The organism is Pseudomonas sp. R151218B TE3479 (assembly GCF_053629195.1).
In genome coordinates this window covers 386,585-408,197 of record NZ_JBRJHV010000001.1, presented here as the reverse complement: position 1 = coordinate 408,197, position 21,613 = coordinate 386,585, and the positions used below count along the sequence as shown (strand labels likewise).

At 59.9% G+C, this 21,613-nt stretch carries 17 protein-coding genes and 1 tRNA gene; 5 read left to right on the top strand and 13 right to left on the bottom strand.

The features are described 5' to 3' along the window. Position 1: 1 nt before the first annotated feature. Positions 2–709: a response regulator transcription factor gene (locus AB7M32_RS01940; RefSeq protein WP_454248925.1), complete on the top strand. Its 708-nt coding sequence runs from the start codon at positions 2–4 to the stop codon at positions 707–709. Positions 710–731: 22 nt separating this feature from the next. Continuing rightward, positions 732–2,009 (top strand): ATP-binding protein, encoded by a 1,278-nt coding sequence (locus AB7M32_RS01935; protein WP_454248924.1) that lies wholly within the window; start codon positions 732–734, stop codon positions 2,007–2,009. A 42-nt stretch (positions 2,010–2,051) separates the two neighbouring features. On the opposite strand, the gene AB7M32_RS01930 is transcribed toward AB7M32_RS01935, so the two are convergent. The 5 genes from AB7M32_RS01930 to rpsU all read right to left on the bottom strand — a co-directional run bounded on the left by AB7M32_RS01930 (position 2,052) and on the right by rpsU (position 10,581). After that, positions 2,052–2,128 (bottom strand) — tRNA-Ile (locus AB7M32_RS01930). 15 nt (positions 2,129–2,143) lie between these two features. After that, entirely contained in the window at positions 2,144–5,887 is a 3,744-nt protein-coding gene (locus AB7M32_RS01925; RefSeq protein ID WP_454248923.1) for a bifunctional diguanylate cyclase/phosphodiesterase, read from the bottom strand. Between the two features lie 126 nt (positions 5,888–6,013). Continuing rightward, a complete protein-coding gene (gene rpoD / locus AB7M32_RS01920; protein ID WP_060740348.1) occupies positions 6,014–7,861 on the bottom strand; it encodes an RNA polymerase sigma factor RpoD in 1,848 nt (615 codons plus the stop codon). A gap of 67 nt (positions 7,862–7,928) precedes the next feature. Then, complete coding sequence (gene dnaG, locus AB7M32_RS01915; protein ID WP_454248922.1) at positions 7,929–9,887, bottom strand: DNA primase; 1,959 nt, start codon at positions 9,885–9,887, stop codon at positions 7,929–7,931. Between the two features lie 478 nt (positions 9,888–10,365). After that, positions 10,366–10,581, bottom strand: a complete 216-nt coding sequence (gene rpsU, locus AB7M32_RS01910) for a 30S ribosomal protein S21 (protein WP_002551877.1) — start codon at positions 10,579–10,581, stop codon at positions 10,366–10,368. A gap of 199 nt (positions 10,582–10,780) precedes the next feature. Here rpsU and tsaD point away from each other — a divergent pair, with 199 nt between their 5' ends. Next, on the top strand, positions 10,781–11,806 hold the full coding sequence (tsaD, locus tag AB7M32_RS01905) for a tRNA (adenosine(37)-N6)-threonylcarbamoyltransferase complex transferase subunit TsaD (RefSeq protein ID WP_454248921.1): 1,026 nt from the start codon (positions 10,781–10,783) through the stop codon (positions 11,804–11,806). Between the two features lie 8 nt (positions 11,807–11,814). On the opposite strand, the gene plsY is transcribed toward tsaD, so the two are convergent. After that, on the bottom strand, positions 11,815–12,384 hold the full coding sequence (gene plsY, locus AB7M32_RS01900) for a glycerol-3-phosphate 1-O-acyltransferase PlsY (RefSeq protein ID WP_060740351.1): 570 nt from the start codon (positions 12,382–12,384) through the stop codon (positions 11,815–11,817). Between the two features lie 74 nt (positions 12,385–12,458). On the opposite strand from plsY, the gene folB reads away from it, so the two are divergent. Next, a complete protein-coding gene (gene folB, locus AB7M32_RS01895) occupies positions 12,459–12,812 on the top strand; it encodes a dihydroneopterin aldolase (RefSeq protein WP_039590767.1) in 354 nt (117 codons plus the stop codon). Beyond that, positions 12,803–13,321: a 2-amino-4-hydroxy-6-hydroxymethyldihydropteridine diphosphokinase gene (folK, locus tag AB7M32_RS01890; protein ID WP_072405774.1), complete on the top strand. Its 519-nt coding sequence runs from the start codon at positions 12,803–12,805 to the stop codon at positions 13,319–13,321. Before folB ends, folK begins: the two co-directional genes overlap by 10 nt. A 134-nt stretch (positions 13,322–13,455) precedes the next feature. Here the strand turns inward: folK and AB7M32_RS01885 are convergent, their stop codons facing one another. The 7 genes from AB7M32_RS01885 to apaG form a co-directional block, all read right to left on the bottom strand. Next, positions 13,456–14,682: a multifunctional CCA addition/repair protein gene (locus AB7M32_RS01885; RefSeq protein ID WP_454248920.1), complete on the bottom strand. Its 1,227-nt coding sequence runs from the start codon at positions 14,680–14,682 to the stop codon at positions 13,456–13,458. A gap of 63 nt (positions 14,683–14,745) precedes the next feature. Further along, the gene (locus tag AB7M32_RS01880) at positions 14,746–16,311 is read right to left on the bottom strand and encodes a SpoVR family protein (protein ID WP_072405772.1); all 1,566 of its coding nucleotides are present in this window, start codon (positions 16,309–16,311) and stop codon (positions 14,746–14,748) included. Then, complete coding sequence (locus AB7M32_RS01875) at positions 16,308–17,579, bottom strand: YeaH/YhbH family protein (protein ID WP_003206179.1); 1,272 nt, start codon at positions 17,577–17,579, stop codon at positions 16,308–16,310. Before AB7M32_RS01875 ends, AB7M32_RS01880 begins: the two co-directional genes overlap by 4 nt. A gap of 113 nt (positions 17,580–17,692) precedes the next feature. Next, on the bottom strand, positions 17,693–19,615 hold the full coding sequence (locus tag AB7M32_RS01870; RefSeq protein ID WP_053125937.1) for a PrkA family serine protein kinase: 1,923 nt from the start codon (positions 19,613–19,615) through the stop codon (positions 17,693–17,695). A 299-nt stretch (positions 19,616–19,914) separates the two neighbouring features. Next, complete coding sequence (gene glpE / locus AB7M32_RS01865) at positions 19,915–20,244, bottom strand: thiosulfate sulfurtransferase GlpE (protein ID WP_072405771.1); 330 nt, start codon at positions 20,242–20,244, stop codon at positions 19,915–19,917. A 32-nt stretch (positions 20,245–20,276) separates the two neighbouring features. Further along, positions 20,277–21,152: a symmetrical bis(5'-nucleosyl)-tetraphosphatase gene (locus AB7M32_RS01860; protein WP_072405770.1), complete on the bottom strand. Its 876-nt coding sequence runs from the start codon at positions 21,150–21,152 to the stop codon at positions 20,277–20,279. After that, positions 21,152–21,532: a Co2+/Mg2+ efflux protein ApaG gene (apaG, locus tag AB7M32_RS01855; RefSeq protein ID WP_053125932.1), complete on the bottom strand. Its 381-nt coding sequence runs from the start codon at positions 21,530–21,532 to the stop codon at positions 21,152–21,154. Before apaG ends, AB7M32_RS01860 begins: the two co-directional genes overlap by 1 nt. Positions 21,533–21,613 lie beyond the last annotated feature (81 nt).

Below are 21,613 nucleotides of genomic sequence, written 5' to 3'. Positions count from 1 at the left end.
CATGGACAATACGGTCAAGCACGCCTTGAGCGTTCTCATCATCGAGGACAACGTAGCCTTGGCTGCCAATATCTATGATTACCTTCGGGCGTGTGGGCATTGTCCCGACGCAGCGCCCGATGGTGAGACGGGGCTGAGTCTGCTGGCGATCAACCGCTACGACGTCATCGTCCTGGACTGGATGATGCCGCGAATGGACGGGATCACGATGCTGGCCAAGCTGCGCAACGAGTTGAAGTCCCGTATCCCGGTCATAGTCATCACGGCCAAGGACCAGATCGAGAACAAGATCCAGGGTTTCCTGACGGGGGCGGATGACTACATCGTTAAGCCGGTAGCGCTTGCCGAGCTCGAGATAAGGCTGAGGGTGGTGACTCAACGTGTGAACGGTGCCCACCAGGCGTCGCAGGTACTGCAAGTGGCTGACTTGCGGTTCGACCTGGACAGTCTGCAGGTGACAAGGGGCGGTAAAACAATCGCGATGACACCCGTGCGACGGAGACTTCTGGCGCTGCTCATGCGCAGGTCACCGGGCCTGGTTCGTCGGGATGAGCTCGAGTCGCTCATCTGGGAGGACCACGTTCCGGACAATGATGCATTGCGCTCGCACATGTACATGCTGCGCAAGGCAGTCGACGCAGAGGCCACGGTTAAGCTGATCAAAACCGTGGCGGGCAGCGGTTATCGTCTGCAATCTTCCGATGAATGAGCAGCCCCGACGAGATAAACCCATGGCAGTCAGTAGTCTGAGTCGCAGGATCAGCGCGATCTTCATTCTGTTCGGCCTTGCATTGGCGGCGGTGCTGACCATTCAGGGTTATTTGAGCCAGCAAATGGTAGTGCACCCCATCTGGCGTGAAATCCTGCAGTCCAGCACAGACCAGTATCTGTCTGGCGGGCAACCGATTCCCGGACAGCATCTTCCCTCCCAGGGTGTCATCCGGGGCTGGCATCTGGCCGCAGCTGGTATGCCGGGGGACATGCCCGGATATTTCGGGGACCTCGCGCCGGGATACCACGACGAGCACCAGACAGATGATTACGACACCGAGCGCAGTTATGCCGTACTGGTCACGCAGGTGGAGAACGGGCGCGTGATCATGGCCGTGGACATCACGGACCTGGAGAACTATCAGAACATGACGGCGCTGGTGAGCGTGCTGATCGCCCTGTGCAGTGGCATAACGATTCTGGCCGCAATCCTGTGGACCTACCGCACGATGAAACGTCCGGTCCAGTCACTGGCCCAACAAATGGAGGCGCTCGACCCTGAACAACCGACCCAACGCCTCGCAACCGACTTCACGTTACGTGAACTGCACGACATTGCCTTCAGTGTGAACCGGCACCTTGAGCGGGTCGAGCGTTTCATCGAGCGGGAGCGCAGCCTCCTGGACCAGGCTAGCCATGAGTTTCGTACGCCCATCGCGGTGATTGCAGGCGCGGTGGACGTGATCAAGCTGTATGAATTGCCAGCGGCCGTCGAGGGACCGTTGGCCCGCATCGAGGCAACGATCGGTAACCTGAGCGAAATCATGTCGGCGTTGCTCTTCCTGTCCCGGGAGCCCGATCAGTTGAATCCCGTTGAGCACACGCGGCTCGACACGTTGACTGCTGCCCTGATGGAAGATCATGAACATCTGCTGCAGGGAGCGGGGGCAGCGTTTGTCATCGCCGAATTCGACCCCGTCGTACTTGATTGTCCCGAGGCCATGGTGCGCATCGTCGTCAGCAACCTGTTGCGCAATGCCGCGGAGCACAGCAACGAAGGGCCAATCAGAATAAGCCTGACGGCCCATCGGCTAAGCATTCAAAACGGCACCGAAGGCTTCGATGCCGCCGAGACGGCCCGGCGGTACACTCGGGCCATGCTCGACACCCGCGAGCAAGGAGGGGGGCAGGGGTTGGGGCTGTTCATCACCCGACGGATCTGCGAGCGATTTGGCTGGAACCTGAAGATTTCTTCGACCGCCGCCAACGAAACGGTGGCCGAGTTGCATTTTGCGTAGCGTGGGAGCAGCAAAAAGCCGCGCACTGCGCGGCTTTTTATATGGTGGGCCCACACGGACTCGAACCGTGGACCAAAGGATTATGAGTCCTCTGCTCTAACCAACTGAGCTATAGGCCCTCAGTAGGTCGCGGATTATAGCGACGGTTTCTCGGCTGTGCTATCCGAAAAATCCGATACGGTCACACGAAGAAACGTTGCGGCGAACTCGTCGGCGCACAGGGGCAGGCTGACGATGTAGCCCTGGATCTGTTCGCAGCCTTCTTCGCTCAGGAATTGCTGCTGGGCCAGGGTTTCGACGCCCTCGGCAATGATGGTGAACTGCATGCTGCGGCCCAGGGCGATGATTGCCCGCACGATGGCCGCATCGTGCGGGTCGTCGGGCAGGCCGCGGACGAAAGACTGGTCGATCTTGAGGATGTCCAGCGGCAGGCGCTTGAGGTAGCTCAGGGAGGAATAGCCCGTGCCGAAGTCGTCGATGGCCAGTTGCACGCCGAGGTTCTTCAACTGGTGCAGCACCGTCAGGGCCTCTTCGGCCTGGCTCATGATGAAGTTCTCGGTAATTTCCAGTTGCAATAAGCCGGGCCGGAGCTGGTGTTCGCGCAGCAGTTGTTCGATACGCCCCAGCAGGTTGGGCTGGCGCAGTTGGGCGCCGGCCAGGTTGACCGACAGGGGGCCGAGGCTTTCGTAGGTGCTGTTCCATTCGCACAGTTGCCGACAGGCGCGTTCCAGTACCCAGTCGCCAATTTGCAGGATCATGCCGTTTTCTTCCGCCAACGGGATGAAGTGTTCGGGGGGGACGTCGCCAAATGTCGGGTGGTACCAGCGAATCAGTGCCTCGGCCCCCACCAGGCGATTGTCGATGAGGCTGATTTTCGGTTGGAAGGACAATGACAGCTCGTTGCGTTCAATCGCTCGGCGCAGTTCGTGTTCCAAGGCCACGCGTTCGCTGGCCTGGGCGGTGAGGTCGCGGGTGTAGCTTTCCACCCGGTTACGTCCCTTGGCCTTGGAGCGGTACATCGCCGCATCGGCATTCTTGACCAGCGTGGCGACGTCGCAGCCATCCTGGGGGTAGAGGCTGGTGCCGATACTGGCGCTGATGAAGAACTCATGCTCGCCGGCCTGGAACGGTGCGGTAAAGCAGTTCAACAGCTTCTGGGCGATGTGCTCGGCATCGCTGGGCTGTTGCAGGCCCGGCAGCAGAATAATGAACTCGTCGCCGCCCAGGCGCGCCACAGTGTCGATGTCGCGCAACTGCTCGCGCAGGCGCACGGCAATGCCCTTGAGCAGCAAGTCGCCGACCGGGTGCCCGAGGCTGTCATTGATGTGCTTGAAGCGGTCCAGGTCCAGAAACAGCACGGCACCCTGGCCGCCGTTTTCCTGCTGGCCGTTGAGAGCGGCCAGCAAGCGGCTTTCGAACAGCGTGCGATTGGGCAGGCCCGTCAGCGGGTCGTGGTGAGCCTGGTAATCGAGCCGGGCCTGAGCGTGCTTGAGGCTGGAGATATCGGCGAAGACCGCGACGAAATGGGTGATCTGCCGGTCGCGATTGCGCACCGCGCTGATGGTCAGCCAGCTGGGATACAGTTCGCCGTTCTTGCGGCGGTTGGAGATCTCTCCCTGCCAGTGTCCCTCGGCCGTCAACTGGTGCCACATCGCCGCGTAAAACGCGCTGTCATGCAGGCCGGAAGCCAACAACCGAGGCGTATGGCCCAAGGCTTCGGTTTCGCTGTAGCCGGTGATTTCGGTGAAGGCCCGGTTCACGGCGCTGATGTGCTGTTGCGTATCGGTGATCAGCACGCCTTCGGCAGTGCTTTCGAACACGGTGGCGGCCTGTTGCAGTTTTTCCTGCATCAGGTGGCGTTCGGTGATATCCCGGGCGATGGTCAGCATGCAGTCTTCGTTGCCGATGGGCAGTGGGCGGCTGGACACTTCGCAGAGCCGTATCTGTCCGTCGTTGCGACGGATATGGCAGCTGAAATCCCTGACGAAGCCGTCCCGTTGCAGCAGGTCGAGCATCTGTTTGCGCTCATTGAGATTGACCCAGATGCCCAGGTCCAGAGTGGAGCGGTCTACCGACAGGGCGCTGTTGAAACCGGTAATGCGGCTGAACCCTTCGTTGACTTCAATCAGCAAGCCATCGCTTTGCCGTGACAGCAGCAGGCCATCGGGCGAGGCGTGGAACGCCTTGGCGAACTTCTCTTCGGATGTCTGCAATTGCTGCTGGGTTTCCTTGAGCTGGCTGATGTCACGTACCACCACCACCAAGGCTGGCGTCGTGTCGAGGTCGAAGGGTTCGGCGGAGATCAGCCCGGTGAATACCTGGCCGTTGTTGCGGCGAAAGGGCATTTCCAGGTTGCGAATGCTGCCGGCCTGCAAACGCTGCAGCAGGCTGGGCCCCACGCCTTGAATGCCCCAGATATTCAGTTCGGTTGCGTTGTGCCCCACCACTTCTGCGGCACTCAGGCCGATCTGCTCTTCGAAGGCCTTGTTGACCTCCAGAAGGCAGCCGTCCAACAGCCGTGCAATCACCAGGATGTCCGGGCACTGGCGGAACACCGAGGCAAATTTCTGCTCCGAAAGACGCAGTGCTTCCTCGGTGCGCTTGGCTTCGCTGATATCGATCATCAACCCACGTATCAGCGGCTCGTGCCCGTGTTTGATCAGGCTGACAATGTCACGTACCCACAGGCAACGACCATCGGCGGTGATAACCCGGTAATCGATGCAGTGATCGCGACCCGCCAGCACTTCATGTTCGCAGTAGGTCTGGGCGCGGATCAGGTCGGCCGGATGAATGATGGTGCGCCAGAAGCCTGGGACCAGCCAATGGGAGAGGGGATAACCCAACAGGTCTTCGGCGTGAGGCGACACGTAGCTGTAGGTGAAATCGCTGACCCTTGCCTCCCAGGCAATGGCCGACAGGCTTTCCACCAGCCCACGGTAATGGTACTCGCTGCTGCGCAGCTCCTGCTCAAGCTCGACGCGGCGGGCGATTTCCGAACTGAGCCGGCGATTGATGCGAATCACCACCGCCAGTATGCCGACCAGGAGTAGCAGCGTAGGCAGGCCGTAAGACAGTAAATCGGACCAGATCTGGCGATAGTCGTGCACATTGCCGACCCACTTCTGCTGGATCTCGGCGACTTCGGCCGGGTTCATGTCTGCCAGGACTTTGTCCAGGATGCCCACCAATACCTTGTTGTCTCGAGGGACGGCCATTGCCAGTTGATAGCGATAAGGCGTTTCCCCGCTGACATAAAGGCCTTCGAGTTTGAGTTGGCGCAAGCTCCAGACACTGGAAGCCAGATCGCCCACCACCGCGTCCACTTCATCGGTTGCCAGTGCTTGCAGGGCTGAACTGACGTTGGGTAGCGCCACCAGGTTCAGGTCGGGATGATGGTTACGCAGCAACTCATGAGGCGCGTAGTTTTCCACCACGGCGATTTTTAGCCCATACAGCTCCTTGAGGTTCTGGGGCTGGGCGCCACCGCGATGGGCCAGGATGACAATGGGGAAATCCAGGTAGGGACGGGTAAATGCCAGGTAATTCTGGCGCTCCGGAGTGGACATGATGCCAGGCAACAGGTCGATCTTGCCCTGTACGACCTGCTCCAGCACGGCAGTCCAGCTGGCCGGCTCGATGGGCGTGAGCCTGACGGCCAGTCGTTCACGGATGATCTCGATGTAGTCGGCGGCCAGGCCCTGATAGCGGCCTTGGTCGTCGCGAAACTCAAACGGCGGCCATGAGGCGTCGACACCCAGGCGCAGGTCGGGGTGGTCCTTGAGCCAGCGGAGCTCCTCATCGGTGAGCGTCAACGCGCCAGCTGTTGCGGTCCAGGTGATCAATGACAGCAAAAGCGCGGCCGTCAGTCTGGGCATCACTGTCTCGTCATGGCTTGGGGAGGATGTTTCGAGTGTAGACGGGCAACAGGGGGTGGGGAACGTAACGAAGGGGATTTTATCTGCATATGACAAAACCCCCGGCAGGGCCGGGGGTTTTGAAGGTCACTCGTCGAGGAAGGAGCGCAGATGCTCGCTTCGCGTCGGGTGGCGCAGTTTGCGCAACGCCTTGGCTTCGATCTGGCGAATCCGCTCACGGGTTACATCGAACTGCTTACCGACTTCCTCAAGGGTGTGGTCGGTATTCATGTCGATGCCGAAGCGCATGCGCAGTACCTTGGCTTCACGGGCAGTGAGGCCGGAGAGTACTTCGCGAGTCGCTTCCTTGAGACTCTCGACAGTGGCGACATCGATCGGAGACTGCATGGTGGAGTCTTCGATGAAGTCCCCCAGATGGGAGTCTTCGTCATCGCCGATCGGGGTTTCCATGGAAATCGGCTCTTTGGCGATCTTCAATACCTTGCGGATCTTGTCCTCAGGCATTTCCATGCGTTCGCCCAGCTCTTCCGGCGTCGGTTCGCGACCCATTTCCTGCAGCATCTGCCGGGAAATGCGGTTGAGCTTGTTGATCGTCTCGATCATGTGCACCGGGATACGGATGGTGCGGGCCTGGTCGGCGATCGAGCGAGTGATCGCCTGACGGATCCACCAGGTGGCATAAGTCGAGAACTTGTAGCCGCGACGGTATTCGAACTTGTCCACCGCCTTCATCAGGCCGATGTTGCCTTCCTGAATCAGGTCGAGGAATTGCAGGCCGCGGTTGGTGTACTTCTTGGCGATGGAGATCACCAGACGCAAGTTCGCTTCGACCATCTCTTTCTTCGCGCGACGGGCCTTGGCCTCGCCGATCGACATGCGACGGTTGATGTCCTTGATCTCGGCGATGCTCAGGCCAGTCTCGGCCTCCAGCGCACTGAGCTTCTGCTGGCAACGAATGATGTCCGGCTGCAGGCGGGCAATGGCTTCAGCGTACTTGCTCTTGCCCTTGGCCAGTGCATCGGTCCAGCTTTCGTCGACTTCGTTGCCCGGGAACTGGCGCAGGAAATCAGCGCGTGGCATGCGGGCATCACGCACGCAAAGCTGCATGATCGCGCGCTCTTGCTGACGCAAGCGATCCAGGGCACTGCGAACACGCTCGACCAGGCCTTCGAATTGCTTGGGCACCAGTTTGATCGGCATGAACAACTCGGCCAGTGCCAACAGCTCGGCAATCGCCTGCTTGTTGTTGCGGCCGTGCTTCTTCAGCGCCTTGCGGGTGATTTCCATCTGGTCGGCCACGGCGCCGAAACGCTGTGCGGCGATGACCGGATCCGGACCGCTTTCGGCTTCTTCCTCGTCGTCGCTCGCTTCGGCGTCGTCGTCATCGGTGTCGTCGTCGGCCTTGACGGCTTTCGCATCGATCGGCGGCGGCACTTCGGCGGCAGGCGGCGCAATGCCGTCGTCCGGGTCGATATAGCCGCTCAGGACGTCGGACAGGCGGCCACCTTCGGTGGTGACGCGGGTGTACTCGGAGAGAATATGGTCAACCGTGCCAGGGAAGTGCGCGATTGCGCCCATCACTTCACGGATGCCTTCTTCAATACGCTTGGCGATTTCGATTTCGCCTTCACGTGTGAGGAGCTCTACCGTACCCATTTCACGCATGTACATGCGCACGGGGTCCGTGGTGCGACCAATGTCGGTCTCGACCGCTGCCAACGCTGCGGCCGCTTCTTCAGCGGCCGCCTCGTCGGTATCGGCGTCGGCCAGCATAAGGGCATCCTTATCTGGAGCAACCTCGAATACGTTGATCCCCATGTCGTTGATCATGCGGATGATGTCTTCCACCTGTTCCGGATCTGAAATATCCTCCGGCAGGTGGTCGTTGACCTCCGCGTAAGTCAGGTAGCCCTGCTCACGACCCAATAGGATCAACTCTTTGATACGAGACTGCTGTTGCGCTTTTCCGGACATAACACCCTATCCACTGAAGGTCTTGGCGGGCAAAAAACAAGCCGAGGATTATACCTGAGCTGTGACCTCACGCGCCAGTTGAGGTCGGGTTTGATGCGCAAACATTGCGGCTGAGTAAGTCGCGCAATTGGTTTTTCTCTTCGCTGGTCAACTCGCTCTGGCGAGCTTTTCGCAGAAGTTGTTCCAGGTTTCGCTCGCGTTGGCGGGCGGACAAGCTAGTAATGGTGTCGAAAAACTGTTGTTCAAGGTTGTCTCCATCAATCAGCCATTCCTTCTCGGCCAAAGCCTTCAAGAGGCGTCCCTGCTCGGTACCGTGCCACCGTGCGATCAACTGGAAAGAGTTTAGCTTGGGGTTCTTCTGCACGGCTTCAAGGAGAGCGACCAGCAATTGCGTATTGCTGTGGTCCTCGGCGGCGAAGTGCCCTGCGTCCTCTACTTTTTCCGCCAGTTGCGGGTGATGCAGCAAGGTGCGCAAGGCGGCCAGTGTTGGGGGTTCGACGGCGGCCGGCACGCGCGGGGCACGTGGCTGGTCGCGATCGCCGCGTTTGCCGTTCTTGTCCCAGGGTTTCTTGTCCCATTTCTTGCCGCCGCTGCCGGGTTTTTTCGGCGTCCATTCCTGCTGGGGGGCGTAATCCTGCTGGGGTTGATGATAGTCGGCGAAATCCGGCATCGCGTCGTAATCGATACCCGGGTCATACGCCGGCGGCGCCTCTTGGGGCGCGCTGTGCACCAGTTGATTGACCGCTTCGCTATTGAGCCCGGTGATTTCGGTCAGGCGCTGGCGCATGAGCGTGCGCAGGTTGGCGCCGGGCACCTTGTCGATCAGCGGTGCCGCGAGGGTGGCCATGTGAGCCTTGCCTTCGAGGGAGCGTGGATCGGCTTCTTCGGTCAACTGCTGGAAAAAATAGTCGGCCAACGGTTGTGCGTGCTGGTTGATCCGCGCACGAAACGCGTCGGTCCCTTCGGAGCGCACCAGGGTGTCCGGGTCCTCGCCCTCGGGCAGGAACAGGAAACGTGCCCGCCGGCCGTCCTGCAGGCACGGCAGGGTAGCCTCCAGTGCGCGCCAGGCGGCGTTGCGACCGGCCTGGTCGCCGTCGAAGCAGAACAGCACGCTGGGCACGACGCGAAACAGGCGCTTCATGTGCTCTTCGCTGGTGGCTGTGCCCAGGGTCGCGACGGCGTTGCGCAGGCCTTGCTGGGCCAGGGCTATCACGTCCATGTAGCCCTCGACGACGATGATTTCGTCGAGGTTGCGGTTGTTCTTGCGCGCTTCGTACAGGCCGTAGAGTTCCTGGCCCTTATGGAACACTGGGGTTTCCGGAGAGTTCAGGTACTTGGGCTTGTCATCGCCCAGCACCCGGCCACCAAAGGCGATGATCCGCCCGCGCGTGTCGCGGATTGGAAACATGACCCGGTCGCGAAAGCGGTCGTAGCGCTTGCCGGTTTCGGCGTTTTCGATCAGCAGGCCTGCGTCGATCATGGCGCGCTGCTGCAGCGTGTCGCTGCTTAGATGCTTGTACAGGTTGTCCCAGCCGGGCGGGGCGAAGCCGAGGCCGAAGTCCCGGGCGATTTCGCCAGTCAGGCCGCGGCCCTTGAGATAATCCACCGCGGCCTTGCGCGCCGGATGGCTCTTGAGGGCCTGGCGATAGAAATCGGCCGCCGCCGTCAGCAGTGGGTAGAGCGGTGAATCGGTCGGTTGGCGCGGTTTGTGCGGTCGACCGCTTTCCTCGCGGGGAATTTCCATGCCGGCGGCTTTGGCCAGTTCTTCGACGGCCTGGGGGAAGTCCAGGTTGTCGTGGTCCATGATGAAGCCGAGGGCATTGCCGCCCGCGCCGCAACCGAAGCAATAGTAGAACTGCTTGTCGGGGCTGACGCTGAAAGAGGGCGTTTTCTCTTTGTGAAACGGGCAGCAGGCCGTGTAGTTCTTGCCTGCTTTCTTCATTTGCAGGCGAGAGCTGACCACGTCGACGATGTCGGTGCGGTTCAGGAGGTCGTCAATAAAGCTCTGGGGAATCAGCCCGGCCATGGCGTTCTCATCATCACTGCGCGAAATATGGACCCGAAATCGGCAGGCGTAACCGGGTCTGGGTTTGAGGCACGCTGAATCGGTGGCTCGACCGGGTCGTCTGCATCATCGCTGTCGGGAAGTGTATCTGCCGATAATCCACTGACGTTAATAACTATCAGTATTCGACTGTTTGAATGTGTTGCGCTGAGTCCGGTAACGGCCGGTCAGGCCTCGGATAGCTCATGAAGCGGGCACGCAGGCAGGTGCCTTGGGCTGATCGTCGTTAGAGGAATCAGGGTGTGCTCGTCGGTAGCCTTGGAAGGCTCGTCAGGAAAGACGTGCACCGCTGGCAAAAGAGCCAGGTCTGACGCGGTGAAGCGGTTGTCTTGGTCGCGTCTGCGGCTTTGACGGTGAAGCATCAAGCGTTATTCCGCAAATGCCATAAGCCCGGCTTGAAGGCCGGGCTTGGCAGAAGCTTGCTACGGACGTCTGTGTATTAGTACAGACGTACGGCGCGGCGCTGTTCGCGCTGAACTTTCTTGGCGTGACGCTTAACAGCGGCTGCTGCCTTGCGCTTACGCTCAGAAGTCGGCTTCTCGTAGAATTCGCGGCTACGAACTTCAGCCAGAACACCGGCTTTTTCGCAGGAGCGCTTGAAACGACGCAGAGCTACGTCGAAGGGTTCGTTCTCTTTTACTTTGACGGCTGGCATCCAGAGCTACCTTCATTCATTACCGGGGTCAACATCCTCGCGGCAAAAGAGCACTTGAAGACGTCGGTTTTTAAGGGTTGCGGATGTTAACCCCTCAACGCTCGGAATGCAAAGCCTCTGATCGAAAACCGCTGGTCGGGGCACAACGCGGCGACTATTATGCGCGCCTTCGAATTCAGCCTCTACAAGGCGCAAACCCATGCTAGTACTGGGATTAGAAACCTCCTGCGACGAAACCGGTGTCGCACTTTACGACAGTGAGCGCGGCCTGCTGGCCGATGCGTTGTTCAGCCAGATCGACCTGCACCGTGCCTACGGCGGGGTGGTGCCCGAACTTGCCTCCCGCGATCACGTCAAGCGCATGCTGCCCTTGATCCGTCAGGTCCTGGCTGAAGCCGGCTGCATGCCGACCGAGATCGACGGCATCGCCTACACCGCCGGCCCGGGCCTGGTGGGCGCGTTGCTGGTAGGCGCTTCCTGTGCCCAGGCGCTGGCCTTTGCCTGGGGGATTCCGGCCCTGGGTGTGCATCACATGGAAGGCCACTTGCTGGCGCCGATGCTGGAGTCGCAACCACCACAATTCCCGTTCGTCGCTTTGTTGGTATCGGGGGGCCATACACAGCTCATCCGGGTCGATGGCATCGGCCAATACGAATTGCTCGGCGAAACCCTCGACGATGCCGCCGGCGAAGCATTCGACAAAACTGCAAAAATGATGGGGCTCAATTATCCAGGTGGGCCGGAAATTTCCCGGCTTGCGACGCAGGGGGTCGATGGGCGTTTCGTGTTCCCGCGGCCGATGTGCGACCGCCCCGGCCTGGATTTCAGTTTCAGCGGGCTGAAGACCTTCGCCCTGAACACCTGGCAGCAATGCGTCAGCGCCGGGGACGACAGTGAGCAAGCCCGTTGCGACATCTCGCTGGCGTTCCAGCAGGCCGTGGTGGAGACTTTGACCATCAAGTGCAAGCGCGCCCTGAAGCAGGCAGGGCTCAAGCGCCTGGTGATCGCCGGGGGCGTGAGTGCGAACAAGGCCTTGCGGACATCGCTGGAGAAAATGCTCGGTGACATGAAGGGCGACGTTTACTACGCCCGGCCGGAGTTCTGCACAGATAACGGCGCGATGATTGCCTTTGCCGGTTGCCAGCGTTTGCAGGCCGGCCAGCAGGAAAGCCTGGCAATCAGCGTGCAGGCGCGCTGGCCCATGGAGCAGTTGGCCCCCCTGTGAAACGGCATTTAAAAATGCCGTTCGCGCCCGGCGAACAGGTCGCGTAGATTGCCCCGGTGGCGCCAGACGATCAGTGCAACCAGCACGGTCATTGGCAGCAAGGCCGCCGGTTCCTGCCAGGCCAGCAATGGCAGGGTCAGCGGTGTGGCGATCAGCGCTGCCAGGGAGCTGGTGCGGGTCAGGTAGAACGTCAGCAGCCAGGCGCAGACAGCCAGCAGGGCGGCGGGCGGGTACAGGCCCAGCAGCATGCCGGCGGCGGTGGCGACACCCTTGCCGCCACGGAAGCGGAAGTACAGCGGGAACAAGTGGCCGATGACGGCGCAGACGCCGATCCAGGCCTGTTGCTGCAACGAGAGCCCTGCAAGGCTGGCGATCAATACCGGGACAAGGCCTTTGCAGAGGTCGCCCAGCAGGGTCAGGATGGCGAGCTTGCGTCCGGCCAGGCGCAGCATGTTGGTGGCGCCGGCATTGCCTGAGCCACTCATTCGCGGATCCGGGCGACCGGTCAGGCGGCTGAGCAAAATGGCGAAGGACAGCGAGCCGAGTAGGTAGGCGAGAATCGCCAGTAACCAAAACATGCTAACTATTCCGGGCGAGGACGCCCTGATTCTAACGGGGCATCGCGCCCTTGTCGTGCTGCGGAGAAGAGTGCTTGGACAGAGTGTTTATCGAGGGCCTGGAAGTCGACACGGTAATCGGTGCCTACGACTGGGAGCGAGGCATCCGACAGTGCCTGCGGCTTGACCTGAGCTTCGCCTGGGACAACCGCCCGGCCGCCGCGGGCGACGACCTGACCCTGGCGCTCGACTATGCCAGCGTGTCGTCGCGCATCCAGGCGTTTGCCGAGCAAGCTCAGTTCCAGTTGGTCGAGACCTTCGCCGAACGGCTGGCCCAGGAGCTGATGGACGAGTTCAAGATCACCTGGCTGCGTCTGAAAGTGACCAAGCCTGGCGCCGTACCGGCGGCCAGCGGCGTTGGCGTGGAGATCGAGCGCGGATGTCGCTGACTCAGGTTTTTCTCGGGCTCGGCAGTAATATCGAGCGCGAAACCCATTTGTGCGCCGGTCTTGAGGCCTTGGCCGGTTTCCTCGTGGACATGCGCTGTTCGGCCGTGTTCGAGAGCCAGCCAGTGGGGATCAAGAGCGGGCCGTTCTTCAACTTCGTCGTGTCGGCTTTCACGGACCTGCCGCTGATGGAGTTGGACCGTCGCCTCAAGTTCATCGAGGCGGACAACGGTCGCTATGCGCCAGACCGCAAGGGACTGCCACTGGATATCGACGTATTGTTGTATGGCGAACAGGTCGGCAACTTCGATGGGCTGATTCTGCCGCGTGCGGAAATCCTCAAGAACGCCTTCGTCCTGTGGCCTTTGTCGTTGATCGCGCCGGATCGGATTCATCCGGGCGTAGGCAAAAGCTTCGCTACGTTGTGGGATGAGTCGCAGATTGATCAGGTGCTGGCGCCAGTGGCGTTTGAGTGGCGGGGCCAGCCGCTTACGCCGTCCAGCCTGTTGTGAGGCGCCTGCCGCCATCGCGAGCAAGCTCGCTCCCACAGTGGATTTCAGTCGAACACAAGTGTCCACTGAGAGTCGCTGTGAGAGCGGGCTTGCTCGCGATGACAGTGGGCACTCCATCGCAAATGTAAACTGACTCAGTTCGCCGCTTCCTTGTAGGCTTTCAATGCCTTGAGTCGCTCGCGCTTGATCGCCTCACCCAGTTCCGGCCCCTTGAAGCCTTTCTCCAGCAAAGGCTGCACCGCCACTGCGCGGGCCGCGGCTGCGGCGCCCCGCAGATAATCAGCCTGTGGATAACTTCGCTGCTCAAGCCCCTTGCGTCCCCGCGCATCCATCTCGCAGGCCGCGATGAATTCTTCGAAGCGCTGGGGCCGGCGGTACACATCAAAACTTTGTAGCAGCTCAAGCAGAGTAGATGCCTTCAGTTCAAGCGCGCGATGACCATGGGTATGGTATTGGCCCACTAATAACGCCAGTTCCTGACAGTCGCGTGGCACCTTGAAGCGCTCGTTGACGGCTTTGATCAGCTTCAAGCCCGTGTGCTCATGGGCGATGTGTCGCGGCCATTCGTGCTGGGGCGTCAGGCCTTTGCCCAAATCATGGAGCAGGCAGGCCCAGCGGACCGTTAGCGGCTGTTGATGCAGTGCCGCCTGCTCCAACACGCTCAGGGTATGGATACCGGTATCGATTTCCGGGTGATGGGCTTCAGGTTGTGGCACGCCGAACAGTGCGTCGACTTCGGGCATCAAGACCTTGAGGGCCGTGCAGTCGCGCAAGACCTGAATGAATACTTGTGGTTGCTTCTCCATGAGGGCGCGGGAAATCTCTTTCCAACTGCGCTCGGCCGTCAACGCCTCCAATTCACCGGACTCGCTGAGCTGGCGCATCAGCTCAAGGGTTTCGTCCGCCACCTTGAAGCCCAGCGGCGCATAACGCGCGGCAAAGCGGGCAACCCTCAGAACTCGGAGCGGATCTTCGGCGAAAGCGGGGGAAACGTGACGCAGCACCCGGGCTTCGAGATCGCGCCGGCCGTGGTACGGATCGGTCAGGTTGCCATGGTCATCTTCAGCCATGGCGTTGATGGTCAAGTCCCGGCGGACCAGGTCTTCCTCCAGGGTGACTTCAGGGCTGGCATGGAACACGAAGCCGCCATAGCCGCGGCCGTTCTTGCGCTCGGTGCGGGCGAGGGCGTATTCCTCGCCGGTCTTCGGGTCTAGAAATACCGGAAAGTCGGCCCCCACAGGGCGAAAACCCTTGGCGAGCATTTCCTCGGCGGTGGCTCCCACGACGACCCGATCGATGTCGGTGATGGGAATGCCCAGCAGGCGATCGCGTACGGCGCCGCCAACTTTATAGATCTGCATAAAAAACCTCCGTTGGTCCGACAGGATAACCTTTGCGTCAGACGTCCGGAGGCGAAAACGGGATCAAAGATGAATGACGGCCAAGTCCAGGCGTCCATAATCGCCTTCGGCTTGTTCGCCTCTGGGAGGTACATGATGGGTTTTCATCACTTGGTCGCCTTGCAGGGTTTCCAGGTGGATGTCGAAGCCCCAGAGGCGATGCAGGTGCTTGAGCACTTCATCGGTGGAGTCGCCCAGCGGTTTGCGGTCGTGCGCCTGATGGCGCAGGGTCAGTGAGCGATCTCCGCGGCGGTCGATGCTGTAGATCTGCACGTTGGGCTCGCGATTACCCAGGTTGTATTGTGCTGCCAGGGTTTCGCGGATGATGCGATAGCCGCTCTCATCGTGAATGGCAGGTACCACCAAGTCATCTTTCTGGTCGTCATCCAGGATGCTGAACAGTTTCAGGTCGCGGATCACCTTGGGCGAAAGGTACTGCAGGATGAAGCTTTCGTCCTTGAAGCTGCTCATGGCGAATTTAATGGCGGACAACCAGTCCGAACCGGCGATTTCTGGAAACCAGCGACGATCTTCCTCGGTAGGGTTTTCGCACATGCGCCGGATGTCGCGGTACATGGCGAAACCCAGTGCGTAAGGGTTGATGCCGCTGTAGTACGGGCTGTCGAAGCCAGGTTGGAACACCACGCTGGTGTGTGACGTCAGGAACTCCATCATGAAACCGTCGGTGACCAGGCCTTCGTCGTACAGGTCGTTCATCAGCGTGTAGTGCCAGAACGTGGCCCAGCCTTCGTTCATTACCTGGGTTTGGCGCTGTGGATAGAAATACTGGGCGATCTTGCGCACGATACGCACGATTTCCCGTTGCCACGGCTCCAGCAGCGGCGCATGTTTTTCAATGAAATAGAGAATGTTCTCCTGGGGCTCGGCAGGGAAGCGGGCATTGTCTTTTTCGCTGTACTTGTCAGCACCCTTGGGAATGGTGCGCCAAAGATCGTTGATCTGTTTTTGCAGATGTTCTTCGCGGTCCTTCTGGCGCCGGCGTTCTTCTTCGGCGGAAATCGGATACGGTCGTTTGTAGCGGTCCACGCCGTAGTTCATCAGGGCATGGCAGGAATCCAGCAAGTCCTCCACGGCGTCGATTCCGTGACGCTCCTCGCATTGCATGATGTACTGCTTGGCGAACACCAGGTAATCGATGATCGAACTGGCATCGGTCCACGTACGGAACAGGTAGTTGCCCTTGAAGAAGCTGTTGTGCCCGTAGCAGGCATGCGCCACCACCAAGGCCTGCATGCAGATGGTGTTCTCTTCCATCAGGTAGGCGATGCAAGGGTCGGAATTGATCACGATCTCATAGGCCAGCCCCATCTGACCGCGGCTGTAGGATTTCTCGGTGCTGAGGAAGTGCTTGCCGTAGGACCAGTGGTGATAGCCCAGCGGCATCCCGACCGACGCGTAGGCGTCCATCATTTGCTCGGCGGTGATCACCTCGATCTGGTTCGGGTAGGTGTCGAGGGCATAACGGTCCGCGATACGGCTGATTTCGCGGTCGTAGGCCTTGATCAGCTCGAACGTCCATTCGGAGCCGGTGGAGATGGGCTGGCGTTTCTGCTCTTTTTTGGCGGTCATGTCACTAACCTGCGCTGGAAGAGTTCACGGAAGACCGGGTAGATATCCCCGGCCGAGACCAGTTGCTGTTGGGCAAATGTGTCGGAAAATGCTTCGGCAATCCGTTCATATTCGTACCACAAGGCCTGGTGTTCTCGTGGAGTAATTTCCACATAGGTGTAGTACTGGACGAACGGCATGATCTGGTTGATCAGGATGTCACGGCAGATCGGTGAATCGTCGTTCCAGTTGTCACCGTCCGACGCCTGGGCCGCATAGATATTCCATTCGTTGGCGGGGTAGCGTTCGGCCATGATTTCCTGCATCAGCTTCAGGGCGCTGGAGACAATGGTGCCCCCGGTTTCCCTGGAGTAGAAGAACTCCTCTTCGTCCACTTCCCGGGCGCTGGTGTGGTGGCGGATGAACACCACATCGATCTTGTCGTAGTTCCGCTTCAGGAACAGGTACAACAGGATGAAGAAGCGCTTGGCGATGTCCTTGGTGGCCTGGGTCATGGAGCCGGAAACGTCCATCAGGCAAAACATCACCGCCTTGGAGCTGGGATTTGGCTGTTTCACCAGCAGGTTGTATTTGAGATCGAACGTATCGAGGAAAGGGACGCGGTGGATGCGTGCGCTGAGTTTTTCGATTTCCGCTTCCAGGTCCTGAATATCGCCGAAATTGTCGGGTTCTTCGCGTTTCAGGCGAGCCAGTTCTTCCTTGGCTTCGCGCAGTTTGGCCCGGCTGCTACCCGACAGCGCGATGCGCCGGGCATGGGCTGAACGAAGGGTGCGGATGATGTTGATGCGTGATGGGTTGCCTTCATTGCTGATACCGGCACGCACCGTCTTGAAGGTGTCGGTACCGGTCAGGTTGCGCTTGACCAGGTTCGGCAGCTCCAGGTCCTCGAACATGAACTCCAGGAATTCCTCCTGGGTGATCTGGAAGACAAACTCATCCATGCCTTCGCCGGAATTGCCGGCCTTGCCAGGGCCCTTGCCGCCACCGCCGCCCTGGGGGCGGGGGATGTGCTCGCCACTGGTGAATTCCTTGTTGCCGGGGTGCACGACGGTCTGTTTGCCGCCGCGACCATGGTGAAGTACCGGCTCGTCGATGTCGCGGCCAGGGATGCTGATCTGTTCGCCGTGTTCCATATCGGTAATGGAACGCCGGCTGACCGCCTCTTCGACGGCCTTCTTGATGTGGTCACGGTAACGCCGCAGAAACCGCTGGCGGTTCACCGTGCTCTTGTTCTTGCCATTAAGGCGTCGGTCGATCACATAGCTCATAGGCCCCTCCAGGGGAGCTTCAAGTCGTAAGCCTCAAGCCGTAAGGGACGTGGCGTCGAGCCTTGGGCTCGACGCCACGCCCTTGCAGTTTGTAGCTAGAAGCTTGCCGCTGCTTACTGCGATTTCCGTACCCGCAGGTACCATTCGGAAAGCAGTCGTACCTGTTTGTCGGTGTAGCCACGTTCGACCATGCGTGTGACGAAGTCGTTGTGTTTTTGCTGGTCCTCCTTGCTGGCCTTGGCGTTGAAGCTGATGACGGGCAGCAGGTCTTCGGTGTTGGAGAACATCTTCTTCTCGATGACCACCCGCAGCTTTTCATAGCTGAGCCAGGTTGGGTTCTTGCCGTTGTTGTTGGCACGGGCGCGCAGCACGAAGTTGACGATTTCGTTGCGGAAATCCTTTGGATTGCTGATGCCCGCCGGTTTCTCGATTTTTTCCAGTTCCTCGTTGAGTGCCACGCGATTGAGTATTTCGCCGGTTTCCGGGTCGCGATATTCCTGGTCCTGGATCCAGAAGTCTGCGTACAGCACGTAGCGATCGAAGATGTTCTGGCCGTATTCGCTGTAGGACTCCAGGTACGCCGTCTGGATTTCCTTGCCGATGAACTCGATGTAGCGTGGGGCCAGGTATTCCTTGAGGAAGCGCAGGTAACGCTCGCGGGTTTCGGCCTGGAATTGTTCCTGTTCAATCTGCTGTTCCAGCACGTACAGCAGGTGAACCGGGTTGGCGGCAATTTCGTGGGGGTCGAAGTTGAAGACCTTGGACAGGATCTTGAACGCGAAGCGTGTGGACAGCCCGTTCATCCCTTCGTCGACGCCGGCGTTGTCGCGATATTCCTGGATCGACTTGGCCTTTGGATCGGTGTCCTTGAGGTTTTCACCGTCGTACACACGCATCTTCGAATAGATGTTGGAGTTTTCCGGCTCCTTGAGACGCGACAGCACCGTGAACTGGGCCAGCATCTTCAGGGTGTCGGGGGCGCAATGAGCCTTGGACAGCGAGCTGTTGAACAGCAGCTTGTCGTAGATCTTCACCTCGTCGGTCACTCGCAGGCAGTACGGCACCTTGACGATATAGATCCGGTCGATGAAGGCTTCGTTGTTCTTGTTGTTGCGGAAAGTATGCCATTCCGACTCGTTGGAGTGCGCCAGCAGGATGCCGGTGAACGGAATGGCCCCCAGGCCCTCGGTGCTGTTGTAGTTGCCTTCCTGGGTGGCGGTCAGCAGCGGGTGCAGCACCTTGATAGGTGCCTTGAACATTTCGACGAATTCCATGAGGCCCTGGTTGGCCCGGCACAGCGCACCCGAATAGCTGTAGGCGTCGGCGTCGTTCTGTGGGAATTCTTCCAGTTTGCGGATATCGACCTTGCCCACCAGTGCCGAGATGTCCTGGTTGTTCTCGTCCCCAGGCTCGGTCTTGGCTACCGCGATCTGGTTGAGGATCGAAGGGTAGAGCTTGACCACCCGGAACTGGCTGATATCACCGCCGAATTCGGCCAGGCGCTTGGTCGCCCATGGCGACATGATGGTATTGAGGTAGCGGCGTGGAATGCCGAAGTCTTCCTCGAGGATTGCGCCGTCCTCTGTTGCATTGAACAGCCCCAAGGGCGATTCGAACACCGGCGAGCCCTTGATGGCATAGAAGGGCACTTTTTCAATCAGCTGCTTGAGTTTTTCGGCCAGGGACGATTTACCGCCACCCACGGGGCCGAGCAGATAAAGGATTTGTTTCTTCTCTTCCAGGCCTTGGGCGGCATGGCGGAAATAGGACACGATCTGTTCGATGCATTCTTCCATCCCGTGGAAGTCCGCAAAGGCCGGATAGCGGCGAATCACCTTGTTGGAGAAGATGCGCGAAAGCCTCGAGTTGGTCGAGGTATCCAGCAGCTCCGGTTCTCCGATGGCCAGCAACAGACGCTCCGCAGCCGACACATAGGCACTGCGGTCCTGCTTGCAGAGTTCGAGGTACTCCTGCAGCGAGTATTCCTCTTGCCGCGTGGACTCGAAACGTTGCTGGAAGTGGCTAAAAATGCTCATGACGTCACCTCGCTCGATACGTGGAGCCGGTGTCGGATCAATCAGTCGATGCTGGACAGCCGCTGGGAACCCAGTTGCCGTTTACCCCCCAGAATGCTTTCAAGAATGCAGGCTCCTGAAAGCTGACTCCCGATGACCCGCGCGCCGGTGTACCGGCTCTCCCCTGTTTTGGATGGCCTGAGGCTAAGGATAGTTCGGAATCACGGAGGTAAAGGTGGAATACGTAATTAGTTGTGGCAGACCGTTCGTCCGCCATCGCTCAAGCCCACGGTTCACGCGGGCTTGGCCGGCATAAAAAATTATTCGGCGGCGCCTTGCGCTGTTTCTGCGGGATAGGTCGTGCGCCATAACTCAAAACCACCGTCCAGGCTGTAGACGTCGGTGAAGCCCTGGCTGATCAGATAGGCAGCTGCGCTCTGGCTGGAGTTGCCGTGATAGCAGACCACGACGGTCGGTGCATCGAGGTCGGCGGCGCGGATGAAGTCGGCGATGGAATGGTTATCCAGATGCTTGGCGCCACTGATATGCAGGGCCGCAAACGTGGCTGGGTCGCGAACGTCGACGACGACCGCGCCTTGCTCGCGCAGGGCCTGGGCCTGTTCCGGGGGGATGCGTTTGAATTCGGTCATGAGGGACTCCTGTAGCTTGAGCGCAACGCCGGTCAAACGGCGGTGCCGGCTGGCAATGGTGCAGTGGTCGGGTGATGGATTCTGGCGTGGCCCTGTTCATCGCAATCGCAACGCAGTTGCTCGCCCGTGTCGACGTTCATCAGTGTCATGGCGCTGCCCCACACACAGCCGGTATCGAGGGCGAAAACGCCGGGTTCGTCGCATTGACCTCCCAGTGCCGCCCAGTGCCCGAAAATGATTTTCAGGTGACGGGTCTTGCGCTCGCTGTGCTTGAACCAGGGGGCGTAGCCGGGGGGGGCGGTCTCGATGCCTTCCTTGCCCTTGAGATCGAGCTTGCCGTCGCGGGTGCAGAAGCGCATGCGCGTGAAATAGTTGGTGATGACGCGAAGGCGGGCGCTGCCGGTGAGGTCATTGTCCCACTTGACCGGCTCGTTGCCATACATGCCGTCCAGGTAGGGCGCGAACAGATTGTCGTCGCGCAGTGCCTGTTCCACCTCGCCGGCGCACTTGAGCGCCTTGCGCAGGGACCACTGAGGCGGGATGCCGGCATGGACCAGCGCCAGGTTGCGTGGCTCATCGTAGTGCATGAGCTTTTGCTGGCGCAGCCATTCCAGCAGTTCAACGCAATCGGGGGCGTCGAGGATTTCCGTCAAGGTGTCGGATTTTTTCAGGCGTTCGATGTTCTGCCAGGCGGCCAACAGGTGCAGGTCGTGGTTGCCGAGCACGCACACCAGCGACTGGCGGATGCTGTAGAGAAAACGCAACGTTTCAAGGGATTGCGGGCCACGGTTGACCAGGTCACCCACCAGCCACAGCGTGTCTTTCTGGGGATCGAAGGCGACCCGTTCCAACAGGCACTTGAGCGGATCGAGGCAGCCTTGCAGGTCGCCGACCGCATACGTGGCCATTAGTGCAGCGCTCCGGGTACGGCCAGGCGAAAGGGCTTGATGACAGCGTCGAAGCGTGTGCCGTCCTCGGCCAGCATCTGGTAGGTACCCTGCATGGTGCCGACCTTGGTGGTCATCACGGTCCCGCTGCTGTAGCTGTGGCTTTTACCGGCGTCGATCAGCGGCTGCTGGCCGACCACGCCTTCACCTCGCACTTCTTCGACATGGCCGTCGCCGTCGGTGATCACCCAGTGCCGCGACAGCAGCCTGGCGGGCAGGGAGCCGTTGTTGCGCACGGTAATGCTGTAGGCGAAGGCGAAGCGGTCATGCTCGGGTTGCGACTGTTCTGCCAGAAAACGGGTGGTGACGCTGACGTCGACCTGGTAACGAGGATCAGACATGCAAATAAGGCCTTAAAAACGAAGCGGGACGCGGGCGCGACTCAGGAGATCAGTCTAGGCCAAGTATCGGGTAGTAGACCA

Coding starts and splice junctions, on each gene's coding strand:
- AB7M32_RS01870 (WP_053125937.1), bottom strand. CDS start 19,615: ATGAGCATTTTTAGCCACTTCCAGCAACGTTTCGAGTCCACGCGGCAA.
- folK (WP_072405774.1), top strand. CDS start 12,803: ATGTCGCTGACTCAGGTTTTTCTCGGGCTCGGCAGTAATATCGAGCGC.
- dnaG (WP_454248922.1), bottom strand. CDS start 9,887: ATGGCCGGGCTGATTCCCCAGAGCTTTATTGACGACCTCCTGAACCGC.
- tsaD (WP_454248921.1), top strand. CDS start 10,781: ATGCTAGTACTGGGATTAGAAACCTCCTGCGACGAAACCGGTGTCGCA.
- AB7M32_RS01880 (WP_072405772.1), bottom strand. CDS start 16,311: ATGACCGCCAAAAAAGAGCAGAAACGCCAGCCCATCTCCACCGGCTCC.
- rpoD (WP_060740348.1), bottom strand. CDS start 7,861: ATGTCCGGAAAAGCGCAACAGCAGTCTCGTATCAAAGAGTTGATCCTA.
- AB7M32_RS01940 (WP_454248925.1), top strand. CDS start 2: ATGGACAATACGGTCAAGCACGCCTTGAGCGTTCTCATCATCGAGGAC.
- AB7M32_RS01860 (WP_072405770.1), bottom strand. CDS start 21,152: ATGGCCACGTATGCGGTCGGCGACCTGCAAGGCTGCCTCGATCCGCTC.
- AB7M32_RS01885 (WP_454248920.1), bottom strand. CDS start 14,682: ATGCAGATCTATAAAGTTGGCGGCGCCGTACGCGATCGCCTGCTGGGC.
- AB7M32_RS01875 (WP_003206179.1), bottom strand. CDS start 17,579: ATGAGCTATGTGATCGACCGACGCCTTAATGGCAAGAACAAGAGCACG.
- plsY (WP_060740351.1), bottom strand. CDS start 12,384: ATGTTTTGGTTACTGGCGATTCTCGCCTACCTACTCGGCTCGCTGTCC.
- glpE (WP_072405771.1), bottom strand. CDS start 20,244: ATGACCGAATTCAAACGCATCCCCCCGGAACAGGCCCAGGCCCTGCGC.
- apaG (WP_053125932.1), bottom strand. CDS start 21,532: ATGTCTGATCCTCGTTACCAGGTCGACGTCAGCGTCACCACCCGTTTT.
- AB7M32_RS01935 (WP_454248924.1), top strand. CDS start 732: ATGGCAGTCAGTAGTCTGAGTCGCAGGATCAGCGCGATCTTCATTCTG.
- AB7M32_RS01925 (WP_454248923.1), bottom strand. CDS start 5,887: ATGCCCAGACTGACGGCCGCGCTTTTGCTGTCATTGATCACCTGGACC.
- rpsU (WP_002551877.1), bottom strand. CDS start 10,581: ATGCCAGCCGTCAAAGTAAAAGAGAACGAACCCTTCGACGTAGCTCTG.